Source organism: Halomonas sp. DP4Y7-1 (assembly GCF_019800705.1).
GTDB lineage: Bacteria > Pseudomonadota > Gammaproteobacteria > Pseudomonadales > Halomonadaceae > Halomonas > Halomonas litopenaei_A.
In genome coordinates, this window is record NZ_JAHVKS010000005.1 from 264,753 (window position 1) to 279,943 (window position 15,191).

Consider the following 15,191-nt stretch of genomic DNA (forward strand, 5'->3'; position numbering starts at 1 on the left):
GGACTAGCTTTTCCATTTTTAGCCGCACACAACCGATTCGGCAAAATAGCATTTCAACAGCAATTTTCTTAGATCAACATCTATTCCAGTTACCAGAAAAGTCGAATCAACTGGACCACAACCAAGGCCCCTTGCCCTTCATAAAAAAAGGGGCCTGATCATCAGGCCCCTTCCATTTACCTCTTTGGCTCGCTACTCAACGATCAACTGTCCGTCGTCCAGCATTCGCTGAAGGATGTCACCCCCCGTCCCACTGCCCCCCAAACCTGCCAGCTCAATCGTCAGGTCAGCATTGCTTCCAGAAGCATCAATCCCACCATCAGACTTCACCTTGAGGACGAGCGTATCTCCTTCGTTAACGGCGACAAGATAACTTGAGATATCCGCTGCAGCGCCATCGCTCAGAATGCCACTGAGATCAAGTCTATCGGCCTCGTCATCCGAACCAAGCACAAAGTCTTCAATACGGTCCACCTCGGGAACATCCGGGACGATGTCACCATCCTCCCACACAAAACTATCCTGTCCCAAGCCGCCCCACATCACGTCATCGCCCCGGCCTCCGACAAGAACATCCTGCCCCGCGGCGCCAATCAAGACATCATTCCCCCCTTGCCCATACAGCGTGTCGTTACCCCCATCCTCTCGACTCAAGTTCATGAGTTCATCGACATTATCAAGGACATAACGCTTTATCTCATCCTGATTAAGAGGCTCACCATCGCCATGCTCCGCGGACCATTTTAGGAACTCATAGAGGCCTAGATATCCCATTCCGTCATGCTCGCCGGCCAGGAATACCTCTCCGGTATCCCCGTCTGTCCAAGAGAGAGCGTCAGAATTTACCGTATCGCCAAACACGAGGTCATCCCCTGCTCCGGCAAAGACTAAGTCATTACCTAACGGTTCAAGACCGGACTCACTGGAACCAGTATCCAAGGCAAGGTTGAGCCCCTCCTCTGTATTTACGATATCCGCCTCACCAGCCGTACCAGTGAAGACATTGCCGTCCAGAAGTGTAAGTTCGACATCCTCTCCCGACACATCAGTATTATCAAAATAACGTATGTAGTCTACAAGACTGCCTTCACCGATACCGATACCATGCACGGAATCAGCATACTGGAGAAGGTCTTTATAGGCATCCACGGCCTCCTGCATAGCTGTAAGAGATCCCTCCTGGACCGGCTTAGGAATCACAATCTCGCCGGCATCATCCACCCAGGCCACTGGACGCCCATCAGTCACAAAGATAGCGGTGGACTCATAACTATTCACCAGCGACATATCTTCCAGAAATCCTGTCCCAGCTCGCAGTCCAGCCTCAAAATTTGTAGTACCTGAGGCTTGCATACCCATCACATAACTGATTGCATCTTGCAGGTTATCGCGATCAAAATCCTCAAATATTACCGGATTACGAACACGACCGTCGAAGTCAATCAACTGCAGATTGACGATCCCTTCGAAATCAGCCAACGTCTCCAACTGTCGAACCATGGCCGCCTGCAACAGTTCCAGACGTGTATAGTTACCCGCCCCATCGGGACGCAACGTATCAACCTCTGTAAGCATACTGTCTGATGAATCAAGTATGAAAGACAGGTTGTAATTTCCCGCAGGGTTCACAATGACAAAGGAGCCGCCCGTATCGGCAATGACCACATCATCCCCACCACTGGTGGTAATGGTGTTGTTGGCATTGCTCGCCACCACGAACTCACCTGCGCCAGGCACTACAAGCGCCAACTCACCTGAGGTCTGATCACCATCACCATCAGTGGCCGTTAACCCCAGATTGAGGTAGGCATCACCCGGAGCGGCACCACGGACAATCTCGACATCGCCCAATCGGAAGGGCTCACCGTTGCCCTCCTTGATCGTGACCGACTGCATGCCCTCGAGACGAACCAACACGAAGGTCCAACCATCTTGGATACCTTCAACCCTAAGACCTTCAGTGGTCTCCGTTATTCGAACCTCGTTGGATACATCAATCCCGCGCCCATCCAAAATCCGTAAATCGTCGGCTCCCAGCGCAAGATCATTGGGCGTACCGCCGCCGGGAGTGAACTCCTCAGCCGTTAGAATCAACGTAGCTCTCGCATTGGCGACCCCATCGACGTGGATCGTCTGACTGAACGCGCCGACACGGATCGCGCTATCCCAGGTAACACCGGCCGAACCACGTGAGGCACCTTCTACCATGTCAATTCGGACCACATCGCCATCGCTGATCTGCCCGGCCCCCACAACTAGCCCACCGTCCAGCAGAGACACACCGTTGGTGGCGGAATACACCACCTGAGAGTCCAGATCGGGTTCTCCAAGATCGAGAATAGCCTCAGTGCCCCCCGTGACCGTGTCGACACCGTCGATAGGGACAGCCAGACGCGTGAAGAAGGAACGTTCCCCATCCTCAGTCTGCAAGAGATACCTATCGTTGGCCTCATCCAGCACCACTCGGAAGCCGATAGCGCCATCACTCGTGAGGGCAACCAGTTCTTTCCCATCAGCAGACAACTGCCAGCCTAAGGCGTCGCCGTTGAACAGGATGATGTTGCCTTGGATATCGAGAACGGGGGTACCATCGATCCCATCCTGAAAACCGATAGACTCACCAGAGCCATCTGCTCCATATCCGCCATCCAAGCCCAGTGACCCACGGGTATCTTCACTGATAACGCCGGACTCCGCGACGATTGGCCCCGGAGTGTCGTCATCAATGCGCACCTCCAGTTCGCCGTTGGCCGTGCTGCCATCCAGATCGGTCACGACATAGCCGACGGACAGGGCAAGATCATCCTCCGTCGTATTGACCGGATGATCGAGCGGCCCTGAAAGGGTCACCTCAAAAGCGCCAGTCGCAACATCTACCAGAGCGATGCGCAACACTTCGCTCCCGGAAGCGGTTGACGCCAAAAGCACCAGCCCACCGTCGGCCAGTGAATAGATCAGAGCTTCGCCCTTTGACGTCCACGCAGGAAGCCCCGAGGTCGACCAACTGAATGCCCCGGCGCTGGCCTGACCATCATCACCAAAATCGTAGCCCAGGACACCACTTACCAGGGTGACCCGTCCGGGTACATCACCGTCTCCGCCAGAGATCCCCCCCTCCAGGCCATCTTCATCGAGGACAACTTCTCCCGGCCCGGCTGTAGGGTCGCCTCCATCCGTGGGCGTTGTAGGTGTAGCCGCATCCGCAATATCTGCGCTGATATCGATTTCGGTGACGTCGCCGTCGCCATCAGTCACTCGGAGCATGACATCGACGCGCTGATCGCTTGAATTGTCCAGGCCTGTGGCGGCCGTAAAGATCCACTGACCGTCACCAGCGATCACCAGTTCGCCTTGAGGCAAGCTGATCGTCGTCGTTTCATCGATGGCAGGAAGCCGGGTGAACGTCGAGGGCGAGCCGTTGACCACCACTTCGATAGCGCCAAGACCATCGGCACCAGCGTCAACGACCCAACTACCGGTGACGGATTCGCCCTCAGCCGTCTGAATCACGTCGTCCACGACGGTGACGTCGTCATCCGGGGTGATTGATGCCACTGGTGAGTCATCATCGATACGCAGGTCGAGCTCGCCGGTTGCCGTACTACCATCCAGATCCGTGAGCGTGTAGCCCACCGTAAAGGCAAGATCATCCTCCACCGAACTCAACGAATGATCCAGCGGGCCTGTCAGCGTTACCGCAAAGGCACCGGTGGCAAGGTCTGTCAATGCAACAGTGAGGACCACCTCTCCCGCCGAGGTCTCTGCAACCAATTTCTGCCCGCCGTCGGCAAGGCGGTAGGTCAATGCCTGCCCCCCTGAGGTCAGTGACGGCAAATCCGACAGTGACCAAGTGAAGGCACCGCTGGTGGCCGGGCCATCCTCACCAAAGTCGTAACCGAGGAGCCCTGAAGAACTAGTACTCTCACCCGCCACATCCTCTGGACCACCGGCGATGCCGCCGGGAAGCCCCTCCTCGTCCAGCACCACTTCCGCTGGTGCCGCATCTGGGTCTCCGCCGTCCGTAGGTGTCGTCGGTGCCACCGCGTCACCTATGTCAGCACTGATATCGACTTCCACCACATCACCGTCACCATCGATGACCCGCAGAACCACATCAATACGTTGATCCAGCGAGTTATCGAGCCCCTTGGCGGCGGTGAACGACCATCCTCCATCACCATTGACGGTGAGTTCACCCTGCTCCAAGGTCAATGTCGTGGACTCACCAGGTCCTGGCAGGGTGACCCCGGTGAGCGGTGAACCGTTGACCATCAGCTCGATAGCGCCGAGACCATCACTACCTGGCTGGATGGACCAGACACCGGTGACAGTGGCGCCCTCTTCGGTCTGAATAACGCCATTGTCTACTGTCGTGCCGGCGCCCGGCGTCACCGACGCGACCGGCGTATCATCATCGATACGAATGTCCAGGTGCCCATCCGCGGTGCTGCCGTCGATGTCAGTGACGGTGTAGCTCACCGTAAATGCCAGATCATCCTCAGTAAGCGATTCAGTATGGTCCAGCGGGCCGGACAGGCTGACTTCGAAGGTGCCGGCGACCACATCCGTCAAGGCGACGCGCAGCACTTCATCGCCACTGGAGGATTCCGCAAGCAACGTCTGCCCATCATCGTCCAAACGGTAGACCAGTGTTTCGCCGTCAGATGTCAGCTCCGGCAGACCGCTCACTGACCAAGTAAAGGCACCATTGGCAGCTGGGCCGTCATCGCCAAACTCATACCCGAGCAGGCCGCTCACCAACGTCGTCTCACCTGTCACATCGCCGTCACCGCCGGCATTGCCACCGACCAAGCCATCCTCATCCAGGACTACCTCAGCGGGAGCCGCTGCCGGGTCTCCGCCATCCGTCGGCGTTGTCGGCGTAGCCACATCGCGAATCTGCCCGCTGATGTCGATCATCACCACATCACCGTCGCTGTCCGTGACGTTCAATACAACATTGACCTCCTGTGGGCTGGAATTATCCAGGCCAGTCGCTGCGGTGAAGGACCAGCTGCCATCACCCCTGAGGGTCAAATCACCCTGGGGTAACGTCAGCACTTCCTCATCAGCCGGCCCAGGAAGAGCCGTGAACGGCAAGGACGTGCCATTTACCACAACATCGACGGCAGCCAAGCCATCAGCGCCACCCGCGATAGCCCACTGGCCAGAGATGGTCGCACCTTCATCGACCTCAATCGTCCCGGCAATCTCGGTACCATCGGACGTCGTGACAGACGCTGTGGGAGTATCGTCATTGACAACCACGTCGAGCGTTCCCGTCGCCGTGCTACCATCCAGGTCGGTCAACGTATAGTCGACCGCAAGGGATAGGCTATCTTCGATCGAGTTCTGAGGATGATCGACAACAGCGGACAACGTGACCTCAAAATCGCCAGTCGTCATGTCGGTAAGCGCGACCCGAAGCACCTCATCGCCAGACGCTGTCTCGGCAATAACGGTCCAGCCATTGTCCGCCAGACGATACACCACCGACTCACCCAAGGAGGTGAGCACCGGCAACCCATCAAGAGACCAGGTGAACGCACCATCCCGGGCAGGGCCATCATCGCCAAAGTCATAGCCCAGCTGCCCGGAAATCTGGGTGGCTTCTCCAACGACATCACCATCCCCCCCGGCAATACCGCTTGCCAATCCGTCCTCATCCAGCACTATCTGGCCGGGACCCGCTGCCGGATCACCACCGTCAGACGGTGTCGTTGGCCTAGCGGCGTCAAGCACCTCACCGGAGATATCAATTTCCGTCACATCGCCATCGCCATCGGTGACCCGAAGCACGACGTCAACCAGCTGGCCCACCGAGTTGTCGAGCCCGGTAGCGGCGGTAAAGGTCCAGCTACCGTCACCATTCAGGGTCAATTGCCCTTGTGGCAACGTCAGGGTCCCGCTATCGCTGCTGTCGGGCAGGCGATCGAACGCCAAAGGCGACCCATTGATCACCACCTCAATTCCGGCAAGGCCATCCGCACCCGGCTGAATACTCCACTGACCAGAGATTGTCTCGCCTTCATCCGCCTGGATGACGCCATCAACCACGTCCACACCTTCATCTGCGACCACGGAGGCGACAGGCATGTCATCATCAATGCGAATATCCAGTCCACCGGTCGCCTGACTGCCATCAAGGTCAGTCAAGGTATAGCCGAGACTTAGCGACAGATCGTCCTCGACCGAGTTTTCCGGGTGATCCAAGGGAGCCAACAGGCTGACCTCAAAGGTCCCGAGGGCCAGGTCGGTCAAGGACACCCGAAGTACTTCGGTTCCCTCCTGAGTGGCGGCCACCAAAGTCTGTCCGTCATCGGCCAGTCGATAGGTCAGCGCCTGCCCCTGAGACGTCAACGCCGGTAGTACTGTCAATGACCACGCAAAGGCCCCGCTGGCAGCAGGGCCATCATCACCAAAGTCGTAGCCAAGCTGCCCGCTAACCAGCGTAGCCGCACCAGGCACGTCACCATTACCGCCCGCAACGCCACCCGCCAACCCATCCTCGTCCAGCACGACCTCGGCAGGTGCCGCATTCGGGTCGCCACCGTCGCTGGGCGTAGTGGGAGACGCAGCATCATTAATGGCACCACTGACGTCGATCTCCACCACATCGCCATCGGCATCGGTCACCCGCAGCACCACATCGACAGTCTGAGCAACAGAGTTGTCGAGCCCGACAGCCGCCGTAAATGACCAGCTTCCATCGCCTTTCAGCGTCAACTCACCCTGTGGTAACGGTAGCGAAACCTCATCACTGGTAGCGGGTAAACGATCAAAGGACAGCGGCGAACCATTGATCAATACGTCGATACTGCCGAGCCCATCGGCGCCCGGCTGGATGCTCCACTGACCGGTAACCGTTTCACCCTCGTCAGCCTGAATCACACCACCTATCACTGTGGTACCCGCATCAGGCGCCACCGTTGCCACCGGCATGTCATCGTCAATACGAATATCCAGGCCACCAGTCGCCTGACTGCCATCCACATCGGTCAGGGTATAAGCGAGGCTAAGGGACACATCATCTTCAACCGAGGTTTCAGCGTGATCGATCGGCGCTGCCAAGCGAACCTCGAAGGCACCCGTCGCCAAGTCTGTCAGCGTGACGCGTAGCACCTCATCCCCAGCCTGGGTGGCGGCCACTAGCGTCTGGCCATCGTTGGACGAGGTAAATGCGACGGCTTGTCCCATGGACGTCAATGCCGGCAAGCCGCTCAGCGACCAGGCAAACGCTCCGGATGAAGCGGGGCCATCATCACCAAAGTCATAACCGAGCTGGCCTGTCACCGAGGTGGCCTCCCCCGCTACGTCACCGGCTCCCCCCGCAATTCCCCCCGCCAGGCCGTCTTCGTCCAGCACCACTTCAGCGGGCGCAGCGGCCGGATCGCCGCCATCCGTTGGCGTCGTTGGGCGCGCGGCATCCCTTACCTCACCGCTGATATCTACCTCAACGATATCACCGTCGCCATCGGTCACGCGCAGCACCACGTCAACGACCTGATCCACCGAGTTATCGAGACCATCGGCCGCAGTAAACGCCCAGCTACCATCACCCCGCAGTGTCAATTCGCCCTGCGGCAGGGCCAGGCTAGCCTCTTCATTGGCGGCGGGCAGACGATCAAACAGCAACGGCATACCATTGACCAACACCTCGATACTGGAAAGACTATCGGCGCCGGGCTGGATACTCCATGTTCCCGTGACCGTCTCCCCCTCCGTTGCCTGCACCACGCCGTCCACGACCAGGGTGCCGGTATCGGGTGCGACCGTAGCGACCGGTGTGTCGTCGTCGATACGGATATCCAAGCCACCCGTGGCCTGACTGCCATCGATGTCGGTCAAGGTATAGCCGAGGCGCATCGACAGATCGTCTTCCTCAGAGTTTTGGGGATGATCTAGGGGGCCAGACAACAGCACCTCGAAGCTACCGCTTGCCAGGTCCGTCAACGCCACACGCAGTACCTCAACCCCTGCATCGGTGGCAGCCACAAGCGATTGGCCGTCATCGGCCAGGCGATACACCAACTCCTGGCCCATCGACGTCAACGCAGGCAGCCCACTCAACGACCACGCGAAAGCGCCAATGGCAGCGGGGCCGTCATCACCAAAGTCATAACCCAGTTGCCCGCTGACCCGAATGGCTTCGCCCGCGACGTCTCCCACGCCACCGGCGTTGCCACCCGAAAGACCATCCTCATCAAGCACCACTTCACCAGGCCCAGCGCCAGGATCCCCACCGTCAGTCGGCGTGGTCGGTGCCGCCGCGTCGAGAATCGACGCGCTGATATCGACTTCGCTGACGTCACCATCACCATCGGTGACCCGCAGGACCACATTGACGGCCTGCTCCTGAGAGTTATCGAGCCCCGTGGCAGCGGTAAAGGACCAGCTGCCATCGCCTCGCAGGGTAAGGTCACCTTGGGGCAGCGCTACCGTCACCTCATCGCTGGTATTCGGCAGGCTGGTAAAGGTCAGCGGCGTGTCATTGACCATCACCTCGATCACACCAACGCCATCGGCGCCCGGCTCTATCGCCCATGAACCGGTGACGGTCTCGCCTTCGCTGGCAAGCACCTGTCCATCCACCACCGTCGTGCCCTCATCAACCGAGAGATTCACGACAGGTGAGTCGTCATCCAAACGCAGATCCAACTGTCCATCTGCAGTGCTGCCATCGATGTCGGTAACGGTATACCCCACCGCCACGACGATATCGTCCTCTGTGTCGCCTAGCGGATGGTCCAGGGGACCCGACAAGACCACCTCAAATGTGCCGCTCGCAACATCTGTCACCGCAACGCGCAACACTTCTTCGCCATCCGGCGTCTCCGCCAGCAGCACTTGGCCGTCACCCTCCAGCCGATAGGTCAATGGTTCGCCTTGCGACGTCAGCTGGGGCAACCCCTCCAGTGACCATGTGAAGCCACCACCGGTGGCGGGCCCATCCTCGCCGAAGTCGTATCCCAGCTGCCCACTGACACTGACGACTTCCCCAGCGACGTCCCCAGGACCACCGATCACACCACCAGGCAGACCTTCTTCGTCGAGCACCACCTCTCCAGGGGCCGAAGCAGGATCCCCGCCATCGCCAGGCGTGGTCGGCTCTGCGGCGTCCTGAATCACAATGCGGTGGTCTGCCACGGCCTGATCACCATCGCCATCCGTTGCCACGATCGTGAATTCGACGGCGCGCTCAAGCGTCTGGTCGCGCCCGTCTGTGGCCGTAAATGTCCAGGTGCCATCTGCATGAATGACCAGCACACCATCCGGCAATTCAATCTCATCACCCAGCGCAAAAGTACCGGCGACTCCCTCTACCACCACCTGTGTCGATACGATGGCATCAGCGCCTTCTACCTCTTGCCAAACCCCTGAGACCTCTTCACCTTCCGATACGATGATAGGGCCTGTCACAGTGACGTCAGGCACATCATCCAGGATGAGCACGTCAAGACTCCCCGTCGTAGTATCCCCATCCACGTCGGTGACCGTCACCACAAAGCTCTCGATCAAACCTGCATCGGTCGCCCCTGGAACGGTATCGTTGTCTACCGCTGACAGTAACTCGTAGTGATAAAAGACGGTTCCGCCTGTGCCATCACCTGCAAATGCATCCAACCAGAGAACGCCATGGGGAGATTCGATGGACTGGGGCCCAGACGATAAGGCCAGCAGGTCCGCGAGCGTAAGCGCCACATCCGCCACCACAAGCGTACCCAACCCATCCTCACTGCTGAAGGTGAAGCTGCTCTCCTGCTGGGCGGCACCACCGGACGGATCGCTGCCGCCCGTTAAGCCCGACTCAAGCACCAGTAACTCGGCACTACCGATGCCAGGCGGCAAGCCATCGATATCTTCCAACCCACCGCCAAGGCCGCTCCCGTCGGGCCCTCCGACCAAGCCTCCCAACGACACCCCATTGTCAGGAGTTTCATCCGTATCGCCGTCAACGATATCACCGACAAACAAAGGAAATTCCTGATTGTCACCGCTGTTAAGGCCGTAGTCGTATGCGAGGGGCGATACCTGCTCGAGGACGCGTAGCAAACGGACGAAGGAATGCCCGTTGTTCGCTCCCGCTCCGCCCCCCAGCCCTGCGGCAGGGTCCTCAAGAACATCGAAGGGATCCTCGCCAGCATCTAGTGCTGTCAGCAAGGCCTCAAGCTGGCTGTCACCGAGGACGCTTTCCTGAGCAAGGTCGGCGGATACCTGCGAGCGGAGGATTTCATCAAACTCGACGACCAGGTCCTCTCCTGCAGCATTCTGAGGAACCTCAAGCGACTGACCTGCAGCCAGATCCAGCGCCCCCTGTCCATCTGGGCTCGCCACTGTCGCATGCCCATTTTCTCCGGCCATGAGCCGTTGGCCCGGCAACAGGATGTCCCCCGACCGTGCGAGTGTGCGCTCCCCGGTCACATCGATAATCCAGACCGTACCTTCAACAGAAGTGATATTCATGGTTTCTACCCTGCGTCTTGCTGTTGATTAGTCATTCAAGGAGCAAACTAGGGCGCGCGGCTTTGTGACGGTAGTGTCTAGATGGTCAGTGGCGGGTAAATGCGCGGATAAAAAATCTTTAGTGCATATTTAGTACGAGTTATGGGTCACGCAAAGGCGACATAAGACAGCCGTTCAATAGCCAATAGACGACTTTTCAAACACCAATAACGACAGCTTAAAAAGCTCACGCGAATCTTTCTTCTAGGCCAAATCCTCGTACGGTCAGGAACCACTGGTTCACTTTACGGACGGCGGTATACGACACGGCACAGAAAAGCCCGAACACCTTGCGGTCTTCGGGCTTCGTGGAACTTCACGTAAAGGGGATGCGTCAACGATCTCGAGACATTCTTAAAATCAACTGCATGCGATCCTTGACGCCCAGCTTGCGGAAAACTGCACCAAGATGTGCCTTTACCGTGCGCTCGGTGATACCGAGCTCCCTGGCCACCAGCTTATTGCTCTGGCCTTCAGCCACCGCCAGGGCAACATCCTTCTCTCGCTCGGTCAGTCCTTCCAGCACATCCTGATGAACCGCAGGCGCCCCGCCCATCGCCTTGAACACCCCGCCAACCAGGCTATCCATGAGTTCAGGCCATAACCAGATTCCGCGGTGGCGCACCACGATATCGACCTGACGCAGTACTTCCGGGGTGGACAGCGCGTGCACATAGCCCCTGGCACCGGCGTTAAAGGCCTGATAGGCCTCTGCAGAATAAGGATTGAACGACAGCACCGCCACCAACACACCCTTGGCCGTCAGACGAGAGCAAAGCCCCGTCCAGTCACCGGCCTCGACAACGATCCAGGCAACATCTCCCTTGATCGCATGATCCAATACGCTATGGGGCGCCACGACCTCCAGATCGCTAAAGGTATCGCTCCAACGCGGTACCTCGCTACTTCCTTGATAGACCAAGTATCGCGTCATCACCGCTCTCCCATCGCGTTACCCCACGCCCGCAGCACCGGCTTCAGCAAGAACTGCATGACGGTGCGCTTACCCGTCAGGATATCCACCTGAGCGGTCATGCCCGGGATGACTTCCACCTCACTGGCGGCCTCTTCGTCCTGCGTGCGAACACGCACCCGGTAGTAGGTATTACCCTCTTCATCGGTCGTGGTGTCGGCGCTAATGTGCTCGAGCTCTGCCTCCAACCCCCCATATATCGAGAAGTCATATGCAGTCAGCTTGATGGTCGCTGGAAGCCCCGGCCGCAGGAAGGCAATATCCTGAGGCGCAATCTTGGCTTCGACCACCAGCGCATCATCGGTAGGCACGATATCCACCACTTCCTGGCCAGGCTGGGCGACACCCCCGATAGTATTGATCGCAAGGCGCTGAACCACCCCATCCACCGGAGAACGAATCTCGGACAGGCGGACACGATCCTCTAGGCCCTCACTTGATTCATTCAGCGCCGAAAGCTCGCCCAGGGTCGCCGAGAGCTCCTGGCGCCATTCTGTCCGCGCCTTGGCTTCAACCTCCCGCAGCTCGCCCTGCGCCTCTACAATAGCGGCCTCGAGTCGAGACACCTGTGCCGCGGCCTGATTGCGTTCACCACTCGCACGGGAGACTTCCCGCTGCAATCTCAGTACCTCTACCTCAGATACCGCGCCACTCGACAGCAGTGGACGGGTCATGTTGAGTTCCTGACTGGCCAGGTTGAGCTCTCGGCTAGCGGCATTGCGGCGCGCTGCCGCTTCATTCAGCTCTGCCCTGCGCTGCTCCAAGCGCTGCTGCAGAATCTGCTTCTGCTCGTCCAGTGTCTCCAGACTGCTCTGGTACAGCTCCCGCTCCCTCGAGACGATGTTAGGCGCCTGTTCGATCAACTCCTCCGAAGGATCAAAAGAAGACCCCGTAGCCAGCGCACGCAGACGCTCCGCCTTGGCCTGCAGGGTTTCGGCCTTGGCACGGTTCTCATTGAAATTGGAGAGGAATCGGGTGGGGTCAATGCGCATCAACAGATCACCGGCCTCCACAAAGTCACCCTCGGCCACTTGAATTTCCTGCACCACGCCGCCGTCGAAGCTCTGCACTCGCTGCAACTGACTGGAAGGTATCACCCTGCCGCTGCCACGGGTCACCTCGTCAATGGGGGCAAAACACGCCCACACGATGACGCAGATAATCGCTACCACGACCATATACAGCATCAGGCGCGCCCGAAGGGGGTCCTGTTGCATGCGCGCCCAGTCGGCGTCGCTGGCCCAATCGCGATTCAAGTGCGAGGCACTGACCCGACGGGCAAACAGGCGATCAATAAAGGGGCGAAAGACTTTTCCTCCCGAGCGGGAAACTCGGCCGACGCCCTCGAATCCTTTTTGCTCGGCACTCTTGGCAGACATCAGCTGGCCCTCCCGATTTGGCCCTTGCGCAGCGCATCCATGACGCTGTCACGCTCTCCATCCGCCACGATCTTGCCAGAATCAATAACCACGATACGATCTACCAGCGACAGCAGCGAGGTACGATGCGTCACCACGACCACCGTCTTGCCACTTGCAAACTCATTGAGGTTGCGCTTGAAGGCCTCCTCGCTGGCATGGTCCATCGCGCTAGTCGGCTCATCAAGAAGGAGAATCGAGGGATCGTGCACGATGGCCCGTGCGATCGCCACGGCCTGCTTCTGTCCTCCAGATAGCATCTGTCCACCTTCCCCGACCTGCAGCTCCACCCCTTGGGGGTGCGTGCTGACCAGGCTGTCCAGGCCACTGATACGAATCGCCTTGAGCAGCAGGTCGTCATCGACACCCTCGCTACCGGCACCGGCAACGATGTTTTCCTTCAATGAGCCAAAAAACAGACGCACGTCCTGCGGGACATAGCCGATATGCCGCCTGAGCTGCAGAGGGTCCAGCTGGCGAATATCGACATCATCGATCAGCACCGAGCCCGCCGTTGGCTGATACAACCCCAGCAACAGCTTCTGCAGCGTGGTCTTGCCACAGCCTACACGCCCCAGCAAGGCGACTTTCTGACCCGGAGCGATGGACAGACTGATGTCGCGCAGACTGTCCGTCTCGGCCTGGGGATAGCGAAAGGTCACCTTGTCGAACTTCACCAGCCCCTTGACGGCAGGCCGGTCGATATAACTCTTGTTCTCGCGCTCGACCGGCATTTCCATCACGCGATCCAGCGATTCGAGCGCCGTGGCGGACTGGTGATACTGAGCCAGCAGCGCTGCTGCCTGGCTGACCGGGGCCAGAGCCCGCGACGACAGCATGTAGGCGGCGATAAGGCCCCCCTGGGACAGATCGCCCTCGATGATCAGATACACGCCGATCAAGATGACGCAGATGCCGACCGTGTTCTGCGTCCACTGGGCAATGCTAGTCACCGATGTTCCCAGAAATTTCAGCTGTGCGCCTGTACGAGATAGAAACGCACTGGCCTGCTCCCACTGCCCCTGAATCCGGCTCTCGCCACGCAGCGACTTGACGGTTTCCAGCTGGGACACCGACTCAACCAGGGTGGCGTTGCGCTGAGCGCCGACCTTGAGCGTGGTGTCCGAAAGGTCATGTAGCTTGCCTTGAGCACCAAGGGCGTAAAGCAAAATGAAGATCACCCCAGCAACAATGGGGATGACCAACGCCGGACCGATCAGGCCGATAATGGCGATAAACATGATCACAAAAGGCAGATCGACCATGGCGATGACAGTGGCAGACCCGATAAAGCTGCGCACGGACTCGAAGGACTGCAACATGGCCACGAAGGACCCCGTCGAGGCCGGCTTCGCCTCCATGCGCATACCCATCACCCGTGCCATGATGCGGGACGATAGCTTGACATCAGCCCTGCTCGCCGCCAGGTCGACAAAACTCGATCGCATCAAGCGCAACGTCAGATCGAACGCCAACACAATCAGCACCCCAGCCGACAGCACCCAAAGCGTCTCGGTGGCGTGGTTTGGCACTACACGGTCATAAACGTTGAGCACAAATAGCGGCATCGCCAGCGCAAAGATATTGATGGCGATGGAACCCAGGATGACATCCCTGTAGAGGCGACGATTCTCCTTGATAACCCCCCAGAACCAGTGCCCCGAACGTTTTTCGTTCACGTCCTTGGTGCGAGCGTCGAAACGGAATCTGGGGCGAACGTAGATGGCCGTCCCGCTGTAGCGCTCGTGCAGCTCATCCAAGCCAATCTCGACAGCAGACTGACCCAACTCGGGATACACGACAGTTGCCGTTCGCGCTTTCACGTTCATGTCAACAAGAGCACAGGCTCGCCCAGGCTCGAGCAACAGGACCACCGGAAATAGAGCCGGATTCAATTGCACAAGGCGGCTCTTGATGATTCTCGCCGTAAGGCCGGCACGTTCCGCCGCTCGGGGAAAAACCCCCGGCGTCAGTGCCCCATCTTCCAGGGGCAGGCCTGCGGTCAAGGAATCTGCGTTGACGTCATGATCATGGTAATGAGCTACCGCCAGCAGCACTTCGAGAAGTTCATCCTTGACGGGGGAACCACTCCCTTCCTGCGTTTCCGGTTCAGACGGTGCAGCATCCGCTGCGACTCGAGAATCGTCCACATGTACCTCTTCTGTAGGCCGATAGCATTGCCGATAACTGAAACGTAGCGCTCCCGCCGGCGAGCAGGCACGCTACGCTTATCACTTCGGTGCCGAGATCACTGCGCTTCAGTGTCCGGCGACGTTCGACATCCATGCGAAGAGCAC

Annotated in this window: 4 protein-coding genes; all 4 read right to left on the minus strand. The window is 58.7% G+C overall.

The window, feature by feature from the left end; genetic code table 11:
• Positions 1-192: 192 nt before the first annotated feature.
• Positions 193-10,464 (minus strand): retention module-containing protein, encoded by a 10,272-nt coding sequence (locus KUV72_RS11990; RefSeq protein ID WP_222238561.1) that lies wholly within the window; start codon positions 10,462-10,464, stop codon positions 193-195.
• Positions 10,465-10,837: 373 nt separating this feature from the next.
• The gene (locus KUV72_RS11995; RefSeq protein WP_206939299.1) at positions 10,838-11,437 is read right to left on the minus strand and encodes a response regulator transcription factor; all 600 of its coding nucleotides are present in this window, start codon (positions 11,435-11,437) and stop codon (positions 10,838-10,840) included.
• The gene (locus KUV72_RS12000) at positions 11,437-12,855 is read right to left on the minus strand and encodes an HlyD family type I secretion periplasmic adaptor subunit (protein ID WP_222238562.1); all 1,419 of its coding nucleotides are present in this window, start codon (positions 12,853-12,855) and stop codon (positions 11,437-11,439) included. The genes KUV72_RS11995 and KUV72_RS12000 overlap by 1 nt, the downstream gene beginning before the upstream one ends.
• Positions 12,855-15,044: a type I secretion system permease/ATPase gene (locus KUV72_RS12005; RefSeq protein ID WP_222238564.1), complete on the minus strand. Its 2,190-nt coding sequence runs from the start codon at positions 15,042-15,044 to the stop codon at positions 12,855-12,857. The genes KUV72_RS12000 and KUV72_RS12005 overlap by 1 nt, the downstream gene beginning before the upstream one ends.
• Between the last annotated feature and the right edge of the window lie 147 nt (positions 15,045-15,191).